At 41.9% G+C, this 25834-nt stretch carries 27 protein-coding genes and 3 tRNA genes; 27 read left to right on the top strand and 3 right to left on the bottom strand.

All coding sequences use genetic code 11. The features are described 5' to 3' along the window. Positions 1-129: 129 nt before the first annotated feature. On the bottom strand, positions 130-999 hold the full coding sequence (locus DW125_RS01680) for a YitT family protein (protein ID WP_021861211.1): 870 nt from the start codon (positions 997-999) through the stop codon (positions 130-132). Positions 1000-1544: 545 nt separating this feature from the next. Here DW125_RS01680 and DW125_RS01675 point away from each other — a divergent pair. The 6 genes from DW125_RS01675 (at position 1545) to DW125_RS01650 (ending at position 5985) form a co-directional block, all read left to right on the top strand. Further along, positions 1545-2477 carry an AEC family transporter gene (locus DW125_RS01675; protein WP_117536931.1) on the top strand — a complete coding sequence of 311 codons (933 nt, stop codon included), beginning with the start codon at positions 1545-1547 and terminating at the stop codon, positions 2475-2477. A gap of 208 nt (positions 2478-2685) precedes the next feature. Further along, positions 2686-3666, top strand: a complete 981-nt coding sequence (locus tag DW125_RS01670; RefSeq protein WP_117536930.1) for a (Fe-S)-binding protein — start codon at positions 2686-2688, stop codon at positions 3664-3666. Positions 3667-3711: 45 nt separating this feature from the next. Further along, entirely contained in the window at positions 3712-4419 is a 708-nt protein-coding gene (locus DW125_RS01665; protein ID WP_021861208.1) for a TVP38/TMEM64 family protein, read from the top strand. Next, complete coding sequence (locus DW125_RS01660; RefSeq protein ID WP_117536929.1) at positions 4391-4567, top strand: DUF3641 domain-containing protein; 177 nt, start codon at positions 4391-4393, stop codon at positions 4565-4567. The genes DW125_RS01665 and DW125_RS01660 overlap by 29 nt, the downstream gene beginning before the upstream one ends. A gap of 19 nt (positions 4568-4586) precedes the next feature. Beyond that, positions 4587-5033 carry a C-GCAxxG-C-C family protein gene (locus DW125_RS01655; RefSeq protein WP_021861207.1) on the top strand — a complete coding sequence of 149 codons (447 nt, stop codon included), beginning with the start codon at positions 4587-4589 and terminating at the stop codon, positions 5031-5033. 13 nt (positions 5034-5046) lie between these two features. Next, the gene (locus DW125_RS01650; RefSeq protein WP_021861206.1) at positions 5047-5985 is read left to right on the top strand and encodes a sulfurtransferase; all 939 of its coding nucleotides are present in this window, start codon (positions 5047-5049) and stop codon (positions 5983-5985) included. A gap of 256 nt (positions 5986-6241) precedes the next feature. Here DW125_RS01650 and DW125_RS01645 read toward each other — a convergent pair whose 3' ends face one another. Beyond that, positions 6242-6961 (bottom strand): zinc-ribbon domain-containing protein, encoded by a 720-nt coding sequence (locus DW125_RS01645; protein ID WP_117536928.1) that lies wholly within the window; start codon positions 6959-6961, stop codon positions 6242-6244. Positions 6962-7200: 239 nt separating this feature from the next. Between DW125_RS01645 and DW125_RS01640 the strand changes: the two genes are divergently transcribed. The 15 genes from DW125_RS01640 (at position 7201) to DW125_RS01570 (ending at position 22811) form a co-directional block, all read left to right on the top strand. Continuing rightward, on the top strand, positions 7201-7800 hold the full coding sequence (locus tag DW125_RS01640; RefSeq protein WP_021861204.1) for a DUF4234 domain-containing protein: 600 nt from the start codon (positions 7201-7203) through the stop codon (positions 7798-7800). Positions 7801-7873: 73 nt separating this feature from the next. Then, a complete protein-coding gene (locus DW125_RS01635; protein WP_117536927.1) occupies positions 7874-8563 on the top strand; it encodes a double zinc ribbon domain-containing protein in 690 nt (229 codons plus the stop codon). Positions 8564-8602: 39 nt separating this feature from the next. Beyond that, entirely contained in the window at positions 8603-9706 is a 1104-nt protein-coding gene (locus tag DW125_RS01630) for a YARHG domain-containing protein (RefSeq protein WP_021861202.1), read from the top strand. Between the two features lie 192 nt (positions 9707-9898). Further along, positions 9899-10807 (top strand): substrate-binding domain-containing protein, encoded by a 909-nt coding sequence (locus DW125_RS01625; RefSeq protein ID WP_021861201.1) that lies wholly within the window; start codon positions 9899-9901, stop codon positions 10805-10807. Position 10808: 1 nt separating this feature from the next. Beyond that, positions 10809-11684 carry a phosphate ABC transporter permease subunit PstC gene (pstC, locus tag DW125_RS01620; protein ID WP_021861200.1) on the top strand — a complete coding sequence of 292 codons (876 nt, stop codon included), beginning with the start codon at positions 10809-10811 and terminating at the stop codon, positions 11682-11684. Continuing rightward, positions 11677-12540: a phosphate ABC transporter permease PstA gene (gene pstA, locus DW125_RS01615; RefSeq protein WP_117536926.1), complete on the top strand. Its 864-nt coding sequence runs from the start codon at positions 11677-11679 to the stop codon at positions 12538-12540. Before pstC ends, pstA begins: the two co-directional genes overlap by 8 nt. A gap of 37 nt (positions 12541-12577) precedes the next feature. After that, entirely contained in the window at positions 12578-13327 is a 750-nt protein-coding gene (pstB, locus tag DW125_RS01610; protein ID WP_117536925.1) for a phosphate ABC transporter ATP-binding protein PstB, read from the top strand. 3 nt (positions 13328-13330) lie between these two features. Continuing rightward, positions 13331-13984 (top strand): phosphate signaling complex protein PhoU, encoded by a 654-nt coding sequence (phoU, locus tag DW125_RS01605; protein ID WP_021861197.1) that lies wholly within the window; start codon positions 13331-13333, stop codon positions 13982-13984. Between the two features lie 25 nt (positions 13985-14009). Next, positions 14010-14684 (top strand): response regulator transcription factor, encoded by a 675-nt coding sequence (locus tag DW125_RS01600; protein WP_021861196.1) that lies wholly within the window; start codon positions 14010-14012, stop codon positions 14682-14684. A 14-nt stretch (positions 14685-14698) separates the two neighbouring features. After that, positions 14699-16039 (top strand): sensor histidine kinase, encoded by a 1341-nt coding sequence (locus tag DW125_RS01595; RefSeq protein WP_021861195.1) that lies wholly within the window; start codon positions 14699-14701, stop codon positions 16037-16039. Between the two features lie 126 nt (positions 16040-16165). Next, on the top strand, positions 16166-17125 hold the full coding sequence (locus DW125_RS01590) for a glycosyltransferase family 2 protein (RefSeq protein WP_117536924.1): 960 nt from the start codon (positions 16166-16168) through the stop codon (positions 17123-17125). Then, complete coding sequence (locus tag DW125_RS01585; protein WP_117536923.1) at positions 17112-19856, top strand: YfhO family protein; 2745 nt, start codon at positions 17112-17114, stop codon at positions 19854-19856. The genes DW125_RS01590 and DW125_RS01585 overlap by 14 nt, the downstream gene beginning before the upstream one ends. Before the next feature lie 44 nt (positions 19857-19900). Then, a complete protein-coding gene (locus tag DW125_RS01580) occupies positions 19901-20638 on the top strand; it encodes a peptidylprolyl isomerase (RefSeq protein WP_021861192.1) in 738 nt (245 codons plus the stop codon). Between the two features lie 86 nt (positions 20639-20724). Then, positions 20725-21516 (top strand): zinc dependent phospholipase C family protein, encoded by a 792-nt coding sequence (locus DW125_RS01575; protein WP_021861191.1) that lies wholly within the window; start codon positions 20725-20727, stop codon positions 21514-21516. A 62-nt stretch (positions 21517-21578) separates the two neighbouring features. Then, positions 21579-22811, top strand: a complete 1233-nt coding sequence (locus DW125_RS01570) for an MFS transporter (protein ID WP_117537109.1) — start codon at positions 21579-21581, stop codon at positions 22809-22811. Positions 22812-22952: 141 nt separating this feature from the next. Here the strand turns inward: DW125_RS01570 and ymfI are convergent, their stop codons facing one another. Further along, the gene (gene ymfI / locus DW125_RS01565; RefSeq protein WP_117536922.1) at positions 22953-23684 is read right to left on the bottom strand and encodes an elongation factor P 5-aminopentanone reductase; all 732 of its coding nucleotides are present in this window, start codon (positions 23682-23684) and stop codon (positions 22953-22955) included. 102 nt (positions 23685-23786) lie between these two features. On the opposite strand from ymfI, the gene DW125_RS01560 reads away from it, so the two are divergent. The 6 genes from DW125_RS01560 to DW125_RS01535 all read left to right on the top strand — a co-directional run bounded on the left by DW125_RS01560 (position 23787) and on the right by DW125_RS01535 (position 25834). After that, the gene (locus tag DW125_RS01560) at positions 23787-24323 is read left to right on the top strand and encodes an HD domain-containing protein (protein ID WP_021861188.1); all 537 of its coding nucleotides are present in this window, start codon (positions 23787-23789) and stop codon (positions 24321-24323) included. Positions 24324-24489: 166 nt separating this feature from the next. After that, positions 24490-24759, top strand: a complete 270-nt coding sequence (locus tag DW125_RS01555; protein ID WP_021861187.1) for an acylphosphatase — start codon at positions 24490-24492, stop codon at positions 24757-24759. 57 nt (positions 24760-24816) lie between these two features. Continuing rightward, on the top strand, positions 24817-25401 hold the full coding sequence (locus DW125_RS01550; RefSeq protein WP_021861186.1) for a TetR/AcrR family transcriptional regulator: 585 nt from the start codon (positions 24817-24819) through the stop codon (positions 25399-25401). 166 nt (positions 25402-25567) lie between these two features. Then, positions 25568-25639 (top strand) — tRNA-Glu (locus tag DW125_RS01545). A gap of 22 nt (positions 25640-25661) precedes the next feature. After that, a tRNA-Thr gene (locus DW125_RS01540) sits at positions 25662-25734 on the top strand. Between the two features lie 27 nt (positions 25735-25761). Next, positions 25762-25834 (top strand) — tRNA-Ile (locus tag DW125_RS01535).

Genomic DNA, 25834 nt, shown 5'->3' with positions numbered 1-25834 from the left:
ATTATATAGATAGAACAAGAGATTGGCAAGAACACATCTTATAAACTTTTTAATATTTATACAAAATAATGAATAAATAATGCATAAGTGATAACAGCTAAGGAAGTTCCACGATTACCGGAAATAGTTTTATTTATATTTTTTCTCTAATGAAAAGCCGTGTCCGCGCACTTCACTGACATGGCTTACAACAACGAAACTTTCCGGATCAATCTCGCGGATGATCTTTTCAATCCGTGGAAGCTCGCGGTTGGAGATTACGCTGAAGATCATCTGGGTTGGCTCATCCATATAACCGCTCCGGGCAGACAGGGCTGTCACGCCGCGGTCCATTTCTGTAATGATTGCCTGACGGATCTTTTCGTGTTCGTTGCTCATGACTTTCACTTCGATACGTGTTGTGCCAAAGACGAGTAATTTGTCGAGTACAATCGTGTAGATCATGACAAGGATGATTCCGTAGAGTACATTGTCAACCGGGTTATAAGCTGCCTGGAAGATCAGAATTGTAAAGTCAAATACATACAGGCTTACAGATACCGGGATGCGGAAAAAATGATTCAGCACCAGCGGTGGGATATCCATACCACCGGTGGAAGCACCGCTCCGGATGACAATGGCAAGTCCAATACCGATACCGAGTCCGGAAAAGATGGTACACAACAGTATATTGTCAGTCAGCACCAAATCACTGAAGAGTCGGTTGAAAAATTCCAGTGAGATCGGATAAGCGAATGTACTGATGATCGTTGTCAGGGCAAATTTTTTACCAAGAACGATGAAACCTACGATCAGCATTGCGATATTAAAAATTAAAATAACGCCGGAAATATTAAACCCGGTATAATGTTTTACGGCAAGTGCGATACCGGTTGTACCACCGGTCATCAGGTCAGAAGGGAGAAGGAACAGTTTTAATGCCAGAGCATAGATCATATTCCCCAAAATGACCACAAGTACAGACATGATTTTCTGAAAAACAGTTTCTTTCTTATGCATAGATAATTCTCCTCTTTTGTTTTATTTTATGTTGTCGGCAACCTCTGAACCGACACATATATTTTCCTGGTCAGCTGATTCAAAATCAGCATACATATTTTCCTATTCAGCTGCTTCAAGATCGACAGGTATCGCTTCCTGTGCAGCTGTTTCAAGACCGGCAAGCAGATTCATAGGTTTAAAGCAGAAATGATTGCAACAATGAGAAAACAAACTCTTCCCGCAAAGCTTCCGGCAAACTGATCACCATATGCATCCCCAAGATCCGGGATCAGTGCTGAAAATAGGTTCAGAAAGCGGGTGAAAAACAGGCTTAACGGAAATTGTAAAAGATCCAGAAGAAGCCGAAGCTTCAGATTTTCTTTCTTCTTATTATAAATATTCTATTGAGGTTCATAACGGATAAAATGCCCAACATTTTTATCATATCACAAAACTTGCTTTCTACGCCAGAAAATATTATATTAGTGCCAGACGCTTTTTTTAATTAAGATATAAAAACAAATCATTATATAACCATGTTCGACAGCAAAAGGAGAGACAATATGGAAATCAGTATTTTATTAATGAAACAGATTGCAGAACTATTTCTGATGATCCTGATGGGTTACCTGGTAGTGAAAGCCGGTATTGTAACGGCGGAGGATAGTAAAGTGCTATCTAAAATTGTATTGTATCTGGTAATTCCGTGTGTGATCATTCATGCGTTCCAGGTAACCTATACGAAAAATACGGTAAAGGAATTAGAACTTGCATTTGCGGCATCGGTCTTATTGCAGATCATTTTGCTGATCGCAGTATGGGCAATTGCCAAAGCTTTGAAAATGGATGAAGTAGAATTGGCATCGGTATATTATTCAAATTCAGGAAATCTGATCGTACCGCTGGTAACATTTATCCTGGGTGAAAAATGGGTGCTCTGCGGCTGTGTTTTTATGAGCGTGCAGCTAGTGTTTATGTGGACACATGGGAAAAAGATTATCAGCAGAGAAGAGGGAATGGATTGGAGAAAGATCGTATTTAATATCAATATGATCGCAGTTGTACTGGGAATTATTTTATTCTTTTTACAGATTAAACTTCCGGAAATCGTGGATGGAACAATGAGTGCGGTTGGTGTTATGATCGGACCGGCGAGCATGATCGTTACAGGAATGTTACTTGCCCAGATGAGCTTGCAACAAGTGTTTGCGAATAGACGGATTTATTTTGTGACAGCATTAAGACTTGTGGTTGTACCGATGATATCCTTACTCCTATTAAAATTCAGTCATCTGATCAGCTGGCATTCGGATGGAAAGAAGATATTGCTTGTTGTATTTCTGGCGGTGATCACACCTTCTGCATCAACGGTAACGCAGATGTGTCAAGTGTATGGAAATGATTCAAATTATGCAAGTGCAATTAATGTGATGACAACATTGTTATCCATTCTGACAATGCCGCTAATGGTATATGCATTTGAAGTTTTGATGTAAAATACGGTTTGTAAAAGACATATTTATTTGTCTGTATGATTAATTTGTATCAATAAGTGGAAAACCAAGTAAAACAGAGCGTTTCGGTGGGTTTAATACATATAGACACAACCTATATTTACAATGATATATTCACAATATCAATTATACGAAATACAGATTTGATGATACAATGAGCGAGAGTAAATAGAAAAGAGAGGATAATAACATGTGTCAGAATGAGAGAGTAAAAGATGCAGACAAATGCATCCACTGTCATGTCTGTCAGGAGAATTGTTCCTTTTTGAAAAAGTATGGTCTTGATATAGGTGATACCGAAAAGCTTAATAAGCTTGCGTATCACTGCTTTTTATGTGGCAAATGTTCAGAAGTCTGTCCGGTGGGGATTGACGGACAGGGAATCATTATGGATATGCGCAGAGCCAGCGTTGCATCTGACGAAGGCGCGCGGGTGAACAAAGAGTACAAGCGGACCATTTTTGAAAAAAAGGAATATTCATATCGCAATTATAGGCATGTGACAGAGAAGAGTGTGTTATTTCCGGGATGCAATTTCCCGTCTGTATATCCGAAGACAACAAAAGTTCTGGTGGAACTGTTTGAAAAAGAAGCCGGGATCGGTGTGGTCTATGACTGCTGTGGAAAACCAATCGCAGATATAGGAATGGAAGACGAAGAGGAACGTATTATGCAGGGAATTCAGAAGCGCATGGATGATGCAGGGGTGACAGAGGTCATTACGATGTGTCCGAACTGTTATGCGTTTCTGAAGCCAAGACTTACGATCCGTGTAGTGAACATTTATCAGAAATTAAAGGAACTGCATCTGGGTGAGAAGTGTCTGCCCGGCGGTACGATGTTTCGTCCATGCCCTGACAGAGAAAAGGGAGAATGGCTCACAGACATTGAGGCGTTTTCAGACGCAGAATTTCAGACATTGGAGGATATCCAGTGCTGTGGCCTTGGCGGCCAGGGATGCGCCAAAGAACCGGAGATAGCAAAAAGCTTTGCTGAGACAGTGAAGAAGTATCCGCAGACGATTTATACATATTGCGGCTCCTGTGCAGGCAATCTGACCAGAAACGGCTGTAAGCAGGTACGTCACGTCCTGCCGGAGATTCTGGGAACAAAAGAAAAACCGGATACGATCAAATCCCTGATCAATCGTATGCGGACAAAGTATCTATAGAAACAAGAGAGAACAAAAGGAAACAAAGAAAAAGGAGAACAAGAGGTGGAAACAAAAAAACGAAACAAATGGCTCAGTAAGATTATAGTAATCGTGTTGATTGTAGGATGTGTGGCAGTTTATTTCTGCGTACCGAGTGTAAATAAGCTGATGAATCGTATTTTTGCAGCATTTGCAAGCGGCGACTTTACCGTTGTCAAAGAATTCGTTGCATCTTACGGTGCATATGCAGCAGCTGTGTCTTTTGCATTGATGATCTTACAGTCTGTAGCAGCCCCGCTTCCGGCATTCCTGATCACATTTGCGAACGCAAACTTATTCGGATGGTGGCAGGGAGCGATTCTTTCCTGGTCAAGTGCGATGGCAGGAGCAGTGCTTTGCTTCTATATCGCAAGAATTCTGGGAAGAGATGTAGCTGAGAAGCTTACAAGCAAAGCAGGACTTCAGCAGATCGATGTCTTCTTTGAGAGACATGGAAATTTAAGTATCCTGATCGCAAGACTTCTGCCGTTTATTTCATTTGATTATGTAAGTTATGCAGCAGGTCTTACATCTATGTCTTTCTGGGGATTTTTCGTAGCTACAGGAATCGGACAGCTTCCGGCAACCATCGTTTACTCTTATGTGGGTGGTATGCTGACCGGAGGAGCAAAACTGCTCGTAACAGGACTTCTGATCTTATTTGCTTTATCAGGTCTTATCGTTCTGTTCAAACAGTTATATAATGAAAAACAGAAAAAGAAAACAAAATAATTTTATAATATCAAAGGTTTATGACTGTGATTTTAATCAGGCGATCGATCTGCCGATCGGATCGAAAGCAACGATTATGGACCTGGTAGGGACTCCGTATAAAAAGCGTAAGATTCTGTTTGACAAACATTGTTATGCAGGAAAATAGAAATAAAGGAGACAAGAATATGAACCAGAAGGCAAATGAAATTAAAGACAACTTTATAAAAGGATATGACTGTTCACAGGTAGTGTTCCGTCATTTTGCAGAGCGGTTTGACTTAAGTGAAGACGAAGCAAACCGTATTGCTGCCTGTTTTGGAGGTGGCATGATGTTAGGATCTGTCTGTGGTGCTTATACCGGAGCGCTGATGGCGATCGGTATGAAGTATGGACACACAAAAGAAGAAGGACTGATGGACCAGAAGAATGTCATGATCGGAAAATACATGGAGTTTAAGAATCGTTTTGAACAGGAATATGGTTCTGTAAACTGCAAAGAGATCATCGGTTATGATGTGTCTACACCGGAAGGACTTCAAGGGGCATTAGACAGCGGAAAGATGACAGAGTTCTGTCCGTGTCTTGCAGAAAAGGTGATCCAGATCACAGAAGAAATATTAAACGAAGATTAAGAGGAGAAATGGTATGAAGAAGTTTATCAGATGTATGGGTGTCGGACTGCTGGCTATGATGCTTGTAGTTGGATGCGGAAGCAAAGCAAAAGGAGTATCGGACGACGATTTGGTTTCCAAGGATTCTTTTAAAGGAGAATACCTGATAACCGCAAAAGAAGCGAAGAAACTGATGGGCGATGACAATGTAATTTTTCTTGACTGCCGTGGCGAGAAATATTCTAATAAAGAGACGATCAAGGGTGCAGCAGCTACAAGCTGGCAGGCACTTGGAACATGCGAAGACAAATATGGCAAGCAGGGCGATGAGAACTGGGGAAAAGTTCCACAGCCTGCAGAGTTATCTAAAAAACTCAGCAACCTCGGCCTTGATCCGAACAAGGAAATCGTTCTCTTAGGTGAGACACTTGGAGGATGGGGAGAAGATGCCCGTGTTCTCTGGGAGCTGCGCGTAGCAGGTTACACAAACCTTAAGATGGTTGACGGTGGATACGAAGCGCTGGTAAATGCCGGAGCTGAGACACAGAAAGGACCTTCCAAGTTAGACAAAGTAGATGTGAAGATCGACAAACTTGACATGACACATGACATGGAAACAGAAGAACTTCAGAAGAACTACAAAGATTACAAGATCGTTGATGTTCGTACAGATGAAGAGTATGAAGGTGCTAAGAAATATAACGAAGCAAAAGGCGGACATCTTCCGGGAGCAATCCATATTCGGTATACAGATCTTTTCCGTGAAGACGGAACATTAAGATCACAGGCTGACATTGATAAGATGTTAAAAGATGCGGGCATTTCCAAAGATGACAAGATCGTAACTTATTGCACAGGCGGTATTCGTTCCGCATATATGCAGCTTGTACTTGAAATGGCAGGATGCAAGAATACATGGAACTATGACCAGTCATTCTGGAGATGGGCTGTAGTCGGAGATGTTGAAAAATAGGAATTAACAAATTATCAGTGATTGAAAGATGATAATTCAAGAGCAATCACATCCGTTTTAAGAGAGTCGGTTATGCGACTGAATAAAAATAGGGTGTGGTTGCTCTTTTTATCTTATTACGTGTTTTGTGCAAAAGTATATGGCGTAAATAAAAAGCCAGCAAATCAGCTGGCTTTGATAAAATATATAGCATGTAATATAGTGTATTACCTTATAGTGGGTCAGATAATATTTACATTTATATCCGTCCGTCGATTTATTGTAAAACATTCAGTTTCACATTCTTCTTACGAAGGAAGATACTTGCGACTGCGCCTAGTACCATCAGAATAATTCCGACAGTCAGAAGCATTCGTCCGATTCCATAATGAACCATAGAAGAAAACTGCTGTAATTTATCGGCGGCATCTTTGTATTCCATAAGAAGGAAGAAAACACCGACACATGATCCGATCAGGCTGATAATATCAATACGGAAGAAGTTAATAACCGCCACTGCCAGGATCACTGCAAGAAATAATTTTCCGTCATTAGTGTCAAAAAGAGTGACTGTCTGGGAAAAACCAAGAATAGATACCGTGGCAAATGTCATAAACATGGATATAAATGCAAGGAAGCATCCAATCCAGGTGACAATATTTCCAATTGTAAAATTTCTGCGTACTTTTGGTGCAGGAGCTGTTGTCATATCAGAGGCGGTATAATTCATTGAACCTGCTACAGAAGATTTTGTGTGGTCTATTGTCTGTGTCGGATGTGTGCGGTTATGCGATGCTGTTTTTGCAGTCTGCTGAGTTCGATGTTCGTGGTTATGTGGTGTAGGATGCGCAGCCTCATTGTGTGGTGTCTGCTTGTGTGACGCTGTAGCTTCGAAATGCTGCTGTGTATGCTGAGCTTTAGCAGAAACAGGGGTTCCGCAGTCAGGGCAGAATTTTGCACCATCTGTTAGCTGCTTTCCACAATGTTTACAAAACATAATAATTCTCCTTTGTGTTCGTTAAGTTTTAGCTTAGTTTAGCATTGATAGCATAAAAATGCAATTTCCCTTTTAAAATTTACGGAGATTCTTCATAATGCTAATATTTACAATGATATTTTACTATGATAAAATTTACATGATACCAGAGCAGCACGGAACAATCCGTGGGTATCATAGGTATCGATAGAGCCTGCATATCCGCAGGAACTATACAGGAATGAGGAGGAAGAAAAATAGTGTTTTGTACGAAATGTGGGGCGAAACTGCCCGATAACGCAAAGTTTTGTCCGAAGTGTGGCAATCCATGCACAATAAAAAAGCAGTTTTCTGAGCAGGTGAATCAGACTTTCCGGTCAACCGAACGGAAAATGGAAAGTGAGATACACAATGTAAAACAGAGCTTTAGCAGTAATAATCAGATGCCGGCAGGAAGAAAAGAGAGACTGCAGGATGACAGAAGTCTTGCCATATACATACTGCTGTCGATCGTTACCTGCGGAATCTACAGTTATTATTTCATATATAAAATGGCGCATGATGTGAACATTGCATGTGAAGGCGATGGAGAGATGACGTCCGGTCTGGCTGCATTTATTATATTGTCATTCCTGACCTGTGGAATTTATTCATTCTACTGGTCTTATAAAATAGGAAACAGGCTTTGCACCAATGCACCGCGCTACGGAATGACATTTCCAGAGAACGGAACAACTGTATTAGTGTGGGATCTGATCGGAATTTTATTATGTGGTTTGGGACCGTTTGTTGCAATGCACATCCTGATCAAGAACAGTAACCGGATTTGCAATGCATATAACAGACAGAACAATTTATAACAGATGAGAGACATTTAGGGCTGTTATATGCTTTGCGAAAGCAAATCTTGAAAAGATATAGGGAGGACGATATATGGCGATGCTGGATAAAATGAAAGACTCGATCAATGCCGCTGGTCAGGGAATATCAACAAAGATAAAAGATGGACTGGAGAGTGAGCGGATTTCTGCGAAAATCAGAGATGACGAGAAGATGATAGAGAAACTCATATATCAGGTTGGTGTGCAGTGTGTGAAACGGCACGCAGAGGAAGCGGGAACCGAATATGAAGAATTATTTGCTGAGATCCGTAGATTGCGTGCACAGATTGAGAAAGAAAAAGAAGAACTGCGTCTGGCCACAGAAGTAAAACCATGTCCACAGTGTGGATATGGCAATAAGATAAGTTCCAAATTCTGTGTAAAATGTGGCTCTTCATTGACGGTAAAAGAGAATCTGGAAGCCTCAAATATAAAAGAAAAATATTGTACAAACTGCGGTTTCAAAAATGATGGTGACGCTCTGTTCTGCATTAACTGTGGAAATAAACTGGAAGAAGAGAGCCGACAGACAATGCCGGAGCCAGAGCCAGAAAATATAAGGATGCCGGAGCCGGAGTCAGAAATGCTGGCAGAAGCAATATCGGAGAATGTGCCGGAATTAAAAGCAGAGTCTGAATCTGAGCCGGAAGTACTGGCAGATATTGAAGAAGCTCTGGAAGAGACAGCGCAGGAGATTACGGAAGAAGAACTGAAAGAAGAAAAAATAAAAGAAGAAAATTAAGAATAATAAGGAAAGAAAAAGTACGGAGGAAGAAGTAAGATGGGAGAGAGAGCAAGATTTTGTCCTAACTGCGGCCGGCCGATAGAGCCGGGTGCAATGTTCTGTGCACATTGTGGACACAAAACAGAAACCGAAGAGGCACCGGCTGTACATGAAACACCAGATGCAAATGAGGAATTTGCAACCGAGTGGCCGGACGAGCAGGAAGAAAGAGTACAGAAGAATGAGCCGAAAGGATCAAAAAATCTGGTTATTATACTTGGCATTGTATGTGCTGTTATGGCGGTGGTGATTATCGCACTCGTTGTATTTGGACTTGGAAGGTCCCCAAAAGAGACAAAACCAGAGACAAAAACGGAAACAACAGAGCAGAAAGAGCCGGAAAAAAAGGAAGTAAAAGATTCCAATGAGCCAAATGATTCTATAAATCAGGCGATTACACTGGAAGAAGGAAAACCAGTGACCGGCTATATCGATTCCAAAGATGATGTGGACTACTTTGTGATTTCGACACAAAAAGAAGGTACTGCGGAAGTGAAGTTCAGTTATACACCATCCAATGACCAGGGTGGACTTGGCTGGAAAGTAAATTATCCGGATAAAGGAACAACTAAGACAGAACTGTGCATGCTTGGAGAAGGAACGAAAACATTGAAGTTTGAACTTCAGAAAGGTGATAACTATATTTTTGTTACCGGTGATACCGAAGCTTCTAAGAAAATCGAAGACGTAGTGACAGAAACACCGTATTATATTACGGCTGAGAGTATCAAAGTAAAACAGACAGCAAAGAAAAAGACGAATAACAATGCAAATAACCGTGGCGATACAAGTAAGATCATTGTTATCAATCCATATGATAATCAGAGACACTATATCAGTTCCAGCGGTTATGTAATTCCGTACAGTTCGGATTATCTGCTTGATTATTCAGATATCAGCGGGCTTTCCAGTGCGGAACTCAGACTTGCAAGAAATGAAATCTATGCAAGAGAAGGCCGTCTGTTTGATGATCAGTCATTGCAGGTATATTTTGATTCACAGGCATGGTATAACGGATACATTGCTCCGAAAGATTTTAAAGATTCTTATTTAAGTCCGATAGAAAAGAAGAATGTAGATTTCATCAAGAAATATGAATAAGAAGAGCATAGTATTTATTAAGGAATATAAATAAAAAGAACAAACAAGAAACGCGGCAGGCGAAAATCTGTCGCGTTTCTTATTTTACATAGTTTTTACAATCCTGCGATTTTGGATTTTACAATCGACCTGTATGATACATAACTGTAAAGAACATATTGCAAAATATCCAAATCAAAGGAGACAAAGAAAATGAAATTGAAAAAGTTTATTACAGTAGTAGCAATGACAGCAATGGTCGGAACACTTGCAGTAGGATGTGGAAAATCCGACAGTAAAGATAACGGCAGTGATAAGAAGAGCGAGTCAAGTTGGGATTCATCAAACGATATCACAATCTTATCCAGAGAAGATGGCTCAGGAACGAGAGGAGCATTCATTGAACTGTTCGGCATTGAAGAAGAGAAAAACGGTGAGAAAGTGGATATGACAACAGATGAAGCACAGATCACAAACAGCACATCTGTTATGATGACAACAGTAGCAGGCGATGATTATTCTATCGGTTATGTATCACTCGGATCTCTGGATGACAGCGTAAAAGCACTGAAGATTGACGGAGCTGAGGCAACAGCAGAGAATATCAAAGCAGGAAAATATAAAGTATCCAGACCATTCAACATCGCAGTAAAGAAAGATATGAAAAATGAAGTTGCAAAAGATTTCATCAATTATGTGATGAGTGAAGAAGGACAGAAAATCGTATCTGATAACGGATATATTCCGGTAGACGGAGCAAAACCTTACTCTGGAAAAGAAGTTTCCGGTAAAGTAGTTGTCGGTGGATCTTCTTCTGTATCACCGGTTATGGAAAAACTGATCGAAGGTTACAAAGCAGTAAACAGCAAAGCAAATGTAGAACTTCAGACAACAGATTCTACAACAGGTATGACTTCAACAATCGATGGAAGCTATGATATCGGAATGGCATCCCGTGAACTGAAAGATGATGAAGCCGCTAAATTACAGAACACAGTCATCGCAACAGATGGTATCGCAGTCATCGTAAACAAGAACAACACAACAGATGAACTGTCAGCAGATCAGGTAAAGACCATTTACACTGGCGATGCAACCACATGGGATGAGGTAGTAAAATAATATGAAAAGAAAAGCATTGACTGAAATAGTCATGCAGGTAATCTTCTTTGTTGCCGCCTGTGCTTCGGTGCTGGCGGTAGCACTCATTTGTATCTTTTTGTTTGCAAATGGTATACCTGCAATGAAGGAAATCGGATTTGTAAAATTCCTGACGGGAACGCTCTGGCGTCCGAAAAACGAGATCTTTGGTATTTTCCCGATGATCGTAGGAAGCTTATATGTTACAGCAGGAGCGATCATTATCGGTGTCCCGATTGGAATATTAACAGCAGTATTTATGGCGTACTATTGCCCGGAAAGAATCTATAAACCTTTAAAAGCAGCAACGGAACTTCTTGCCGGAATTCCTTCTGTTATTTACGGATTCTTCGGACTGGTTGTAATTGTACCGTTAGTCAGAGAGTTTGGCCGGACTATGGGATTTCATGGAAATGGAAACAGTATTCTGACTGCGTCTATTTTACTTGGAATGATGATCTTGCCAACTATTATCGGACTTACAGAGTCTTCGCTTAGAGCAGTCCCGGAACAGTATTATGAAGGGGCAGTGGCACTTGGAGCTACTCACGAACGCTCTATTTTCAGAGTTGTCATCCCGGCAGCAAAATCTGGAGTGATCGCAGCACTGGTTCTTGGAATCGGCCGTGCAATCGGAGAAACGATGGCAGTTATCATGGTTGCAGGAAACCAGGCAAGAATGCCGGAAGGCATTTTCCGCGGTGTACGTACACTGACAGCCAATATCGTAATTGAGATGGGATATGCAGCAGGACTGCACAGAGAAGCGCTGATCGCAACAGGCGTTGTGTTGTTCGTATTTATTCTGATATTGAATTTCAGCGTAGCACTTTTGAAGAGGAGGAGTGAACATGAGTAGACAGGGAGGTTCTGTAAAAGAAAAACTGAAAAGCTACAAACGGACACCAGGCTCTTTCATCGTAATGCTTTTAGTTTTGCTTGCAGCAATTATTACATTTGCAGCGTTACTTTTTCTGATTGCCTATATTCTGGTCAATGGAGTACCGTATCTGAAACCGTCACTGTTTTCATTTACCTATACTTCTGACAATGCATCACTTATGCCGGCGCTTATCAACACATTGATCATGACAGCGTTATCACTTCTGATCGCAGTTCCGCTTGGTATATTTTCGGCAATCTACCTTGTGGAATATGCAAAACGTGGAAATAAATTCGTAGAGATCATCAGACTGACGACGGAGACGTTACAGGGAATCCCGTCTATCGTATATGGCCTGTTTGGTATGTTGTTCTTCGTAACATTCTGCCACTGGGGATTCTCCATTCTCGCAGGAGCATTTACATTGTCAATTATGGTATTGCCACTGATTATGCGTAGTACAGAGGAAGCATTGAAATCTGTGCCGGATTCTTACAGAGAAGGAAGTTTTGGACTGGGAGCCGGAAAACTTAGAACGGTATTTCGGATTGTTCTTCCGTCGGCAGTGCCTGGAATCCTTGCAGGTGTAATCCTTGCGGTCGGACGTATCGTCGGAGAAACAGCGGCACTTATCTATACTGCAGGAACACTGGCAAAGATGCCAAAGAATGTAATGAGTTCCGGACGAACACTGGCAGTTCATATGTATAATCTGGCAAGTGAAGGACTTTATATGGATCAGGCATATGCAACTGCTGTTATTCTGCTTGTCCTTGTAGTTGTCATTAACACACTGTCAGGAATTGCAGCGAAGAAACTTACAAAATCGTAAGAACAGACAGATTTAGGAAAATGAAAGAGGAACAGTCATGAGTAAAATTAGTATTAGTAATATGAATCTTTATTATGGCGATTTCCATGCGTTAAAAGATGTGAATCTGGAAATTGAGCCAAATAAAATCACAGCATTTATCGGACCGTCCGGCTGTGGTAAATCAACACTTTTAAAATCTATCAATCGGATGAATGATCTGGTAGAAGGCTGCCGGATCGAAGGCGATTTAAGACTGGACGGTAAAGATATTTATAAAGATATTGATGTAAACCTGCTTCGTAAACGTGTTGGTATGGTATTCCAGAAACCGAATCCGTTTCCGATGAGTATCTATGACAACATCGCATTCGGACCGCGAACACATGGAATCCATTCCAAAACAAAACTGGATGATATTGTGGAAAAATCGCTCCGCAGTGCGGCCATTTGGGATGAATGTAAAGACCGTCTGAAAAAGAGTGCGCTTGGAATGTCCGGTGGACAGCAGCAGAGACTCTGTATTGCCCGCGCGCTGGCAGTACAGCCGGAAGTACTTCTGATGGATGAGCCGACATCCGCACTGGATCCGATTTCAACATCGAAGATCGAAGACCTTGCGATGGAACTGAAAAAAGATTATACTATTGTCATGGTAACACACAATATGCAGCAGGCTGTGCGTGTATCAGATAATACTGCCTTTTTCCTGTTAGGAGAAGTGATTGAATACAATGAAACAGAGAAATTGTTCTCGATTCCATCAGATAAGAGAACAGAAGATTATATTACAGGGAGGTTTGGTTAAGATATGCGTAATAAGTTTGATATGCAGTTGGATTTATTAAATGAGCAGCTCACACATATGGGTGAATTATGTGAAGTCGCAATCAACAGAGGAACAGAGGCACTGAAAAAAGGAGATTTAAAACAGGCAGCAGAAGTCATTCGTGCGGATGAAGAGATTGATCAGATGGAAAAAGATATTGAGAGACTGTGCCTGAAACTTCTTTTGCAGCAACAGCCGGTGGCAAGAGATTTAAGGCAGATTTCTGCGGCTCTTAAGATGATCACCGACATGGAACGAATCGGTGACCAGGCATCAGATATTGCGGAAATCATTATTTCTGAGAATAAGTCAGAAGCAACAGATATCCAGACGATCGGTCAGATGTCAGAATCCGTTGCAAAGATGGTGCGTGACAGTGTGAATGCCTATGTAGAAAAAGATCTGGAGCTTTCCAGACAGGTAATGGAAGCGGATGATGCAGTGGATCGTCTGTTTGAGGAAAATAAGCAGGAGCTGATCAATTTTATTTCTGATAATAAAGGTGTGCAAGGCAAGAAGGCAATCGATCTTATCATGGTTGCTAAATATCTGGAACGAATCGGCGATCATGCGACAAATATTGCAGAGTGGGTAGAATTTTCAATTACCGGAATCCATAAGGACAGCCAGGTATAACCCCACGGAAAACGAGGAGAAGACGATGATATTTTGTGTGGAAGATGACAGCAACATTCGGGAATTAGTAGTATATACGCTGGAGACAACAGGATTTCAGGCAAGAGGTTTTGAAGAGGGAAAAAGCTTTCTTGAAGCGCTTGCACTGGAGACACCGGATCTGATATTAATGGACATTATGCTTCCGGGAGAGGACGGTATTTCGCTGTTAAAACGCTTGAAAAACTCTTCCAAAACAAGAGATATACCGGTAATTATGGTCACTGCGAAAGGTGCAGAGTACGACAAAGTAAAAGGGTTGGATCTTGGAGCAGATGATTATGTGACGAAACCATTTGGCATGATGGAGCTGGTATCCCGTATCAAGGCAGTGCTGAGAAGAAGTGGTGCGGCAAAGAAGAAAGCAGAAGATATCATTGTGTCCGGTAGTCTGGAGATTAATACGAAGAAGCACGAAGTGAAAGCGGACGGTGAAGTGGTCGGCCTGACGCTGAAAGAATACGAGCTTCTGAAGAGACTGATGGAGAACCCGAATATTGTTATGACAAGAGATTCTCTGCTGGAAGAGATCTGGGGATATGATTTTGACGGTGAGACGAGAACGGTAGATGTACATATCCGGACATTAAGACAGAAACTGGGAAAGTGTGGCGAACGTGTAGAGACCGTTCGCGGAGTTGGATACCGGATTAGTGAATAGGAGTCAGAGATACTATGAAGTTAAAGAACAAGATACAAAATAGTATGACACTGGTAGTTATGACAACGCTGTTAATCGCGTATGTCATAACTACTTTTGTTGTTTACAGACAGACATTACATCTGATGGAAAATGAGATCCATCAGGAAGCGGATTATATTAAAACGGCAATCGAGAAGACAGGAGAATCCTATTTAAAAGAAATGGATGATGTGCGCCGGACGACAAGAGTAACGTTGATCGCAAGAGATGGGACCGTATTATATGATTCCGGTGAAAATGCGATTGAACGGGAGAATCACAAGAACCGGCCGGAGATAAAAGCGGCGGAAAAAAGCGGTACCGGTCAGGATATCAGAGAATCCAAAACCATGCAGAAAGAAATGTTTTATTATGCAGTGCGCCTGTCCGACGGCAGTGTCTTACGTGTATCTAAATCCATGGACAGTGTATTCCGTACAGCAATGAATATTCTGCCGTTCACGGGATTGATTGCTTTCTGTATGATTGTATTTGCCTATTTTCTGTCGCGCTGGCAGGTAGGAAGACTGATCCATCCAATTAACACGCTGGATCTGGAGACTCCGCTGGATAATGAGATATATGAAGAACTGACACCTCTTTTACAGAGGATTGATCAGCAGAACAAACAGAAAGACCTGGTTGCACAGATGAGAAAAGAATTTTCGGCGAATGTTTCCCATGAGTTAAAGACTCCTTTGACTTCGATTTCCGGTTATGCGGAGATCATGAAGGACGGACTGGTGCGCCCGGAAGACATGAAAGGATTTTCAGAAAGAATTTACCATGAGGCAAAGAGGCTTATCACGCTGGTAGAAGATATCATCAAACTTTCCAGACTGGATGAAGGTGTAGTTGAACTGGAGAAAAAAGAAGTAGATCTCTATGATCTTACAAGAGAGATTTGCAGCCGCCTTGCATCCAATGCTTCTGCAAGACATGTGCATGTAGAGATGACCGGAGAACCGGTTATGTTCAGAGGCGTGCGTCAGGTGCTGGATGAGATGCTTTATAATATTATAGAAAATGCAATCAAATATAATAAAGAAAATGGTTCTGTCAGCGTCTGGGTAGGAACGACGTTACAGGGCAAGAAAGTCATTGTGCAGGATACGGGTATCGGGATTCCGAAGGATGAAGTGGAGCGGATCTTTGAGCGCTTTTACCGTGTAGATAAGAGTCATTCCAAAGAAACCGGCGGAACCGGACTCGGACTTTCCATTGTTAAACATGGTGCACTCATGCATGATATTAAGATCCATGTGGACAGTGAAGTTGGAAAAGGAACGCGCATGGAACTTACATTTGCAGATAAAAAAGAAAGTGCTCAGTAATTATTTAGGAAATCTTAAGAGAATGATAAATAAGTTCTTAAGATTTAATGTGTATGCTTCTGTATGAAATGGAAATAGCTTAAGTAACAAAGAGCTGGAAATTAAAATATACAGGAGGTTGCACCTATGAATAAAATATCGATTATTGTACCGTGTTATAACGAAGATGCGGCTCTTCCGATTTATTATAAAGAAATGTGCAAGATTATGGCTCAGATGAAAGAAGAGGAATTTGAGCTGATCTTTGTAGATGACGGATCTACAGATCATACGCTGGCAGAGATGAAAATACTGCATGAGAAGGATGAACGGTGTCAGTATTTTTCTTTTTCAAGAAATTTCGGAAAAGAAGCGGCAATCTATGCAGGACTTAAAAATGCCACGGGAGAGTATGCGGCAATTATGGATGTGGATCTGCAGGATCCGCCGTCACTGCTGCCAAAGATGTATGAGATTTTACAGACAGAAGATTATGACAGTGTGGCAACGAGGCGTTCTACAAGAAGTGGAGAGCCGAAGATCCGTTCCTTTCTATCTGAAAGCTTTTACAAATTTATTAACCGTATTTCCAAAACAGAGATTGTAAACGGTGCCAGAGACTACCGTCTGATGAAAAGAAATATGGTAGATGCCGTGCTGAAAATGAGCGAATATAACCGGTTTTCCAAGGGAATTTTCGGCTGGGTAGGTTTTCGTACAAAATGGCTGGAATATGAAAATATTGAGCGCTCCGCAGGAGAGACGAAGTGGTCCATGAAGAAATTATTTTTCTATTCCCTGGAAGGAATTACAGGATTTTCCGTAGCTCCATTGTCACTTGCTTCCGTGATCGGTGTAATCTTCTGCGTGGTATCCTTTTTGATGATCATTCTGATCGTTGTGCGGACATGCATCTGGGGAGATCCGGTTTCTGGCTGGCCATCGCTGGCATGTATTATCTTCCTTGTCAGTGGTGTGCAGCTTCTGTGTACCGGAATTGTTGGAGAATATCTGTCCAAGACTTATCTGGAGACAAAGCGCAGACCGATTTTTATCCTGAAAGATTCAAGCGAACCGGATAAGGGGTTAAAGCATGGTACAGTCTAAAGAATATTTAAAAATATGGAAAAACAGGCAGCAGTGGAAACAACTGCTGCCGTATATTTTACTGGCATTATTAAGTGTGGGGGCATGCTGGTTTTTTGCCGGAAGATACGGAATCTTTGGCGCAAAAGTAGACTGGATCAGCCAGCACAGTGTCATACCGGAACTGTTCCGTCAGCAGTTTTACGATACCGGGAATTTCTTTCCGGATTTTACACTGCAGGCAGGCGGCGGGCAGAATATTTATAATTTTGCTTACTATGGTCTGTACAGTCCGGCAATCCTTCTGTCATATCTGTTTCCGTTTGTAAGCATGAGTGATTACATTATGGCAGTCAGTGTGGGAAGTCTCGCACTTTCTGTAATGCTTTTACATTACTGGCTGAGCCGCAGAGGGTTTAACCGGAAAATCTGTTTTGGAGTCAGCCTGCTTTTTCTGTTAGCAGGGCCGATGATCGTGCAGTCTTACAGCCAGATCATGTTTGTAAATTACATGCCGTGGCTGTTACTGTCCTTTCTTGGCGCAGATCGCTATCTGGACTTTGTAAAAATCATCCGGGAAGAGGCAAAGCTGCATCCGGTGCGGGAAGGTGTCAGAGCACATACTATTTTAATCATTGGTGTCTGGGGGATGATTCTTACCAGCTTTTATTTCAGTATCGGGGGGATGCTGGCGCTCGCAGTATACGGACTGTGCCGATATATAAAGATGGAAGAAAAAGCAGAAGGCGTGGCAAAAGTGACAGTCTGGAGAGATTTCATAAAAGCGGCAGCAGGGTATGTTTTTTCGATGGGAATCTCCGTTTTGTTAAGCGGAATACTGCTTGTGCCGACTGCGTATTCGCTCATGCAGGGGAATCATATTCAGTCCGGCTATACATGGAAAGATCTGTTATTTCCCAAAATGCCGGTAAAAGAGCTGTTCTATCAGTCATATGGTGTCGGACTTACTACACTCCTTCTTACGGTATTGCTTACCGGGCTGTTTTACCGGAAATGGCAGGAACGGCTGTTAAGCCAGATCAGTCTGGTTCTTCTGGTGATTCCGGCATTTGCATGGATTTTGAATGGCGGCTTATATATCCGCGGAAAAGTATGGATTCCATTTCTGCCATTATTCTGCTATATGATTGCCATATACATAAAGAAACAGACAGAGAAACAGGTAAATGTAAAGATAAGTGCCGCAGTATATCTGGTGACATTGCTTTTTGTCTGGCATACAGATACAAAATATAGTTTTATATTGCTGGCAGAAGGTATTGCATTGCTGGTGTTTTATCTTGCATTCTGTTATTTGGCTGTCTGCCGGAAAAAGAAAGGGCAGGAGCTGTGGCTGCTCGTTCCGTCCGTCTGTTTTCTGGCTGTATTTTTAACTGTCTGTATGCCAAATAAAATCCGTGTTCTGGAACCGGAATTTTATAAAACAGTAACGAACCGTTCATACAGCCGATTAGAACAGAAAATAGAAAAGAAGATGACAAAAGCGGTGAAAAAAGCAAATGGCGATTCTGGAATGTATCGCATTGAAGAGGTCGGAAATTCCAGATTCAAGGCGGCAGATTTAAACCGTATCCGTGGGAGAAAGCAGTATCTGTCATCCATTTATTCTTCAGTGTACAGTACAGAGTATCAGAATTTCAGAAAAGATACTTTCGGAGTGGAACAGCCGTTCCGCAATCTGATGATGCAGTCAGTGTCGGAGAATCCTGAGTTCCGTTCCCTGATGGGTGTGCGTTATATCCTTTCAGAGAAAAATGTACCGGGATATCGGAAGATTATGCAGGATGGGAAAGTGGCAGTTTATGAAAATAAAGAGGTACTCCCGATGGCATATGTAACAGATCAGACGATTTCAGACAGGGAATATGACAGCCTTAAGTATCCATATAATCAGACGGTATTTGAGAAAGCTGTCGTTGTGCAGGGTAAGGAAGCACAGGCTGTACAAAGTATAAAATCAGAAGGTAGTAAAGACAGACAAATACACAATGTGACTGCACAGAGTGTAAAAGCAGGAACGAAAGAAGTTCAGAATGTGACAACTGGAGATAAGAAAAAAGACGATATAGAGAAGCTTAATATATCTGGCAGCTTCTGGAAGATCCGCACCAGAAAGCAGACGCAGAAAGAGATAACTTTTGGACGGAAAGCAAAAGAGGGAGAAGTCCTTTACGTCCGCTTCCAGGTGAAGAATCACCGCTGTGGTAAAGATGTCGCTGCGTGGCTTAACGGTGTGCGCAATAAACTGACGGCAAAGACACATATTTATTATAATGGAAATACGATGTTCACATATGCCGTTGCGCTGAATAAAGGAGAAGAAAAAGCGAAACTTCTTCTGGACAGCGGAGATTATGATGTGAAAAATGTAGAAGCATATATGGGACAGACAGAGCAGACATTTTCTTATCATACATTCCAGACGGACTGGAAACGTACAAAGGGTAACCGGACCGAAGGAACAGTAAAAGGAATGGCGGATGGATATTTTGTTACGTCTGTTCCATATGATAAAGGCTTTACTGTTAAAGTAGACGGTCATACTGTGAAGACAGAGAAGGTAAACAAAGCGTTTTTAGGATTTCGCATTGGAGCGGGAACGCATCATGTAAAAATAACGTATCACGCACCCGGAAAACGGGCAGGCATGCTTGTTTCGGTTGTCGGAATTTTCCTTTTTGCCGGGTGGATGGCTTTAATTTCTTTACAAATAAAAAGGATATCGGTATAATACCCTTACGTGGTCAGAAGACCTGGAAAAAAGGAGAATAAATCATGAGTGAAAACGTATTAGCCGTAGTGGCAGGAAAAGAACTTACAGAAGCACAGTTTGAAGCGTATTTAAAGAGTGTTCCGAGAGAGCAGCAGATGTATGCACAGAATCCACAGTACAGAGAACAGTACAAAGAACAGTTTATCGATCTGTATCTGTTTGCACAGCTTGGAAAAGATGAGAAGATGGATGAAACTGACGAGTTCAAAGAGATCATGGAAGGAGCAAGAAGAGATATTCTGGCACAGCTTTCCATGAGAGATATGTTAAAAGATATTACAGTAACAGAAGAAGAGCAGAAGGCTTTCTATGAGGAAAAGAAAGCACAGTTTGGCAAAGGTGCAACAGTAAGCGCAAAACATATCCTGACAGATTCTGAAGAAAAATGCCAGACAATCTTAAAGAATATCGAAGCAGGTGAAAAGACATTTGAGGATGCAGCAAGAGAATTTTCTACCTGCCCATCCGGAGCAAAAGGCGGAGACCTTGGCGAATTTGGCAAAGGTCAGATGGTAAAAGAATTTGAAGATGCAGCATTTGATGCAGAGATCGGCAAGGTAGTCGGACCGGTAAAGACACAGTTCGGATATCACCTGATCAAAGTTGAAAAGAAAAATGAGCCAAAGACAGCAGAATTCGAAGAAGTAAAAGGTCAGATTTATCAGCAGTTATTAGGTAAAAAACAGAACGATGCTTATGAAGCGAAAGTAAAAGAATTAAAAGATAAATATTTAAAATAGTTTTTACGTTTTGAAAAAGAACCGTTTACTTTTCCCTGTTATCCTTATATAGTTAGAGGAGAAAATGAAACAGGAGGATCAAAGGTATGCCAGCATTATATGCACACGACCGTTTCGGAGAGAAAGTATCGGAAAAATCAGACGGAGAATTAAAAAATATCATATTCAAATATTATAATCAGTATGAAGTCGGCCTGCAGGGACCGGATATCTTATTTTTCTACCGCCCATATCACGGGAATGATGTAGCAAAATACGGAAGCCACCTGCATGCCGTTTCTGCTTTACCATTCTTTGAGCATGCAGCGAAAGTTGTAAACCATTATGGAAGAGACAGCGCGCAGTATGCTTATCTTCTGGGATTTATCTGTCATTATACACTGGACAGTGAATGTCACCCTTATGTCAGCGAGATGATGGAGAAGGAACACGTTTCCCATCTTGCGATAGAATCCGAATTTGAGAAATATTTACTAAAAAAAGACAAACAGCATCCACTGGCTTACCGCCTGGACCGGCTGATCACTGCAGACAGAGAAACTGCGCTGGCGATCGCACCATTTTATGAAAATATTTCGCCAAAGACAGTGAAAGAGTCTTTGCAGTGGCTGAAACTTGTCAAACGTTTCCTGCGCGCGCCCGGAGCGTTGAAAAGAGGATTTCTGAATCTGTTATTTACAGTTGTGCCGGGATTTGGATTCTGCAAAGATCTGATGCACCAGAAACAGGATAATTCAAACTGCACAGAGAGCAATTACGGACTTTACAAACGGTTCCGGAGAGCAGAAGATGTTGCAGTACGGCTGATGGAAAGTTTTGATGAAAGCCTGAAATACGGACAGGATCTGGAACAGCGTTTTAACCGTACATTTGAGTAAGAAAATAAAAAATGTGGATAAACAGGGACAAAAAGACGAAGACAGTGGAAAAGAGGACAGACATGGAGAATAAGAAACTGACAAAACTGGAAAAATACTGGATTATGTATGATGTGGGGAACTCGGCATTTGTAATGCTGATCGCGACGATCATACCGATCTATTTTAACTATCTGGCAAAATCTGCCGGAATATCGGAAGTCAATTATCTGGCATACTGGGGATATGCGGCATCCGTATCTACTGTAATTGTGGCGGCGATCGGACCGGTCCTTGGATCCATTGCAGATATGCAGAATTACAAAAAGCCATTATTTACCATCAGCATGATGGTCGGAGTGATCGGCTGTGCGGCAATGTCATTTCCAACATCATGGGTGATATTTCTTGCTGTATTTGTGATCGCAAAAGTTGGTTACAATGCCAGCCTGATCTTCTATGATTCCATGCTGGTAGATATAACAAGCACAGACCGGATGGACGAAGTGTCCTCTCAGGGGTATGCGTGGGGATATATCGGAAGCTGTATTCCGTTTATCCTGTCGCTTGTTCTCGTGTTAATGTATGAGAAGATTGGAATCACGATGCATATGGCGATGACAGGCGCATTTTTCTTAAATGCAGTCTGGTGGGCAGTCGTAACGATTCCGCTACTTCGAAATTACAGACAGAAAAATTATGTGGCCGTGCCGTCTCATTCGGTAAAAAACAGCTTTAAACGCCTCGGACAAACATTTATGGATGTGCACAAAGAGAAGAAGATTTTCTGGTATCTTCTGGCATTTTTCTTCTTTATTGACGGTGTATATACAATCATTGAGATGGCAACAGCTTACGGAAGTGCGCTTGGACTGGACTCTACAGGACTTCTGCTGGCACTTCTTGTGACGCAGATTGTAGCGTTCCCGTGTGCGCTGATCTGTGCAAAATTATCCGGAAAATATCCGACAGAGCGGCTGATCGGAGTATGTATTGTGGCATATATCGGAATCGCATTATTTGCGATCCAGCTGGATAAACAGTGGGAATTCTGGACACTTGCTGTACTGGTCGGTATGTTCCAGGGAGCGATTCAGGCACTGGCGCGGTCGTATTTTGCGAAGATCATTCCGGCAGAAAAATCCGGGGAATATTTTGGGATTTATGACATATGCGGAAAAGGAGCATCCTTTATGGGCACAACGTTTGTCGGAATAGTGGCGCAGGTGACCGGCGTGGCAAACGCAGGCGTGGCGGTGATAGCAGTTTTGTTCGTTATTGGATACATTTTATTTAAGAAAGCGGTAAAAGCATAAGAGATGAAAGGGCAGAAGAAAAGCCGGTATGCGAGGTTTGTGTTCGCATACCGGCTTTTCTTCTGTATTGTCATAGTATCTGGAGAAAGCTGCCAATGGCAGTTGCCTTTGCTATGTCTTGCAACATACATTTCAACAGGTTTACAAATATCCGCCGTCCAGGCCGATGATCTGTCCGGTTAGATAAATCGGTGAATTGACAAGATTTACCGTTGCCTGGGCAACTTCTTCCGGTGTGGCAAATCTGCCGGCTGGAATTTCTTCTTCTAATTCTCTGCGTTCTTCCTTATTAAGCCATTGATTCATAACGGTATCTATGACACCGCATGCAATGGCATTTACCGGGATCTGGCTTGGTGCAAGTTCTTTTGCAAGTGCACGCGTCAGTCCGTTGACACCTGATTTGGCAGCAGAATAAGCAACTTCACAGGATGCACCGGATACGCCCCACATGGAAGAAATGTTAATGATATGTCCGGATTTTCTGGATACCATTTTCGGGATGGCTTCCCGGCAGCAGTAGAAAACAGAAGACAGATCGGTCTGTATCACACGGTTCCATTCGTCATCGGTCATGTCACTTAACAAACCAAGATGGGAAACACCTGCATTGTTGACAAGCACATCAAGGGCATTACATTCGTTGTAAATGCTTTTGAAGATGTTGCGGACATCATCTGGATTGCCAATATTGCCAGGTACGCAGGTTGCGGCACCTGGATATTGTGCTTCTATCTCCTGCTGTACTTCCCGGAGTTGTTTTACAGATGAGTTACAATTTAAAAATACATGGTAGCCACAGTCTGCAAATGCATGTGCGATTGCCCGCCCAATCCCACGGGAAGCGCCTGTGACAAGAATTGTTTTGTTCATAATCGGAATCCTCCTTACGGATATTATTATACTGTCTCGTGATTGATATTTAAAGTTGTAAATGGTATCATGAAAGAAGAAATTCATACGGAGGAAATCAGCATGATAGACAAAGCAAGAGAATTTGCAACGAAGGCGCATGACGGACAATTTCGAAAAGGAACGAAAAGACCGTATATCGTCCACCCGATAGAAGTCGGGGATATTGTTTCAACGATGACGACGGATGAAGAAGTTATAAGCGCGGCTATTCTGCATGACACGATAGAAGATTGTGAGGGCGTGACAGAAAGGATGCTGGCCGAGCTTTTTTCAGAGAGAGTGGCAGGAATGGTTGCACAGGAGAGCGAAGACAAGTCCAGAACATGGATGGAGCGCAAAAGCGCTACGATCGAGCACCTGCGTACAGCGCCGCAAGAAGTGCAGATGATCGCACTGGCAGACAAGCTGTCCAATATGCGGGATATTGACCGTGATTATCCGATTGACGGAGAGAAGCTTTGGGAACGCTTCCGCATGAAAGACAAAGAGATCATCGGCTGGTATTATAAAGGAGTAAGAGATTCTCTGAGAGAAGCATTTGCCGGTGTAGAGGCGTATGAAGAGTACTGCCGTCTTGTGGCAAAGAATTTTGAATAAATCTTAGAAAATGAATAGTTTTTTTCGATTGAATTTTGTAACGTGATAAAGTAATATAGTATATGATGTCAGGGGTAAAAGTATGAAACCACGATATATCAACGTCGGACAGAATTGTGGAAGTACGGAATAATGCGTATGGCATCTTAAAAGAAAGGCAGATAATATGGCTGAGATTCGCCAAAGGATTGTATTTCATGGAAGAGTACAAGGAGTAGGCTTCCGTTATACCGCCAAATATCTGGCACAGTCACTTGGACTGACCGGCTGGGTAGAAAATGAATTTGACGGTACGGTTGTAATGGAGATTCAGGGCAGAGAGCCGATGATTCATAAGCTCCAGGAAGGACTGAACCGCAATAGCTTCATAGAGATTGAATGGATCGACACGGAAAATATACCGGTGGAACCGGAGAGCTGTTTTTATGTACGGTGATGGATGCAGTTCGGAATAGAAAAAGAACATTAAAAGATATAAGTTGGAGTGTTTAAGATGGAAAAGATAAAAAAAGAGAGCATAAAAAACAGAATTGTAACGGCTGCGTGGCAGTTGTTTTACGAAAAGGGATACAATGGAACGACAGTAGACGATATTATTGAATTATCTGGAACATCAAAAGGTTCTTTTTACTATTATTTTAATACAAAGGATGAGCTGTTGAACACATTGTCTATGATCCTGGATGATTTCTATGAAGAACTGGAAGTAAAGATGGATGCCAATATGAACAGTTTTTATAAGTTGTTATATATAAATTATGAAGCACATTCTATGATGGAAGAGAAGATTAGCATTGATCTGCTGGCATCTTTGTATTCGACACAGCTTGTGGCTCAGGGAGAAAGACATTTGCTGGATCAGAACCGAAGTTATTATAAACTGGTAACGAAGATTGTGGATGAAGGGCAGAAGAAAGGACAGATCCGCAGTGACATGCCGATAAGTGAAATTACCCAGTATTATGCGATGTGTGAGCGTGCACTTGTATCCGACTGGTGTCTGAACAAAGGAGTATACTCGCTGGGTGAATACAGCAAAGAATGTATGCCGATTATGCTGGAACACTTTAAGGCATAAGCAGATTTTGCCGGATAGCTATACAGCAAAAGGGAGAAGAAATTATTCTGGGAAAATAAAATAAAAAAATTTCAAAAAACCCTTGTCAAAATAAAAATGATATGTTAATATATAACTCGGTCGCGTGAGTAACATGTTAAGCGATCGACACGATAATGTATCTTTTGGCTCCATGGTCAAGCGGTTAAGACATCGCCCTTTCACGGCGGTAACACGGGTTCGATTCCCGTTGGAGTCATTACCCAAGTAATTGGGAAGATGCCGATGTGGCTCAATTGGCAGAGCAGCTGATTTGTAATCAGCAGGTTATCGGTTCGAGTCCGATCATCGGCTTAGTTCCTAACAGGGACTTAATGATTTGGACCTTTAGCTCAGTTGGTTAGAGCAATCGGCTCATAACCGATCGGTCCTGGGTTCGAGTCCCCGAAGGTCC

Origin of the sequence: Dorea sp. AM10-31 (assembly GCF_003435815.1) — a bacterium.
GTDB classification, from domain to species: domain Bacteria; phylum Bacillota; class Clostridia; order Lachnospirales; family Lachnospiraceae; genus Dorea_D; species Dorea_D hominis.
The sequence above is the reverse complement of the archived record's forward strand: the minus strand, read 5'-3'. Positions and strand labels throughout refer to the sequence as shown.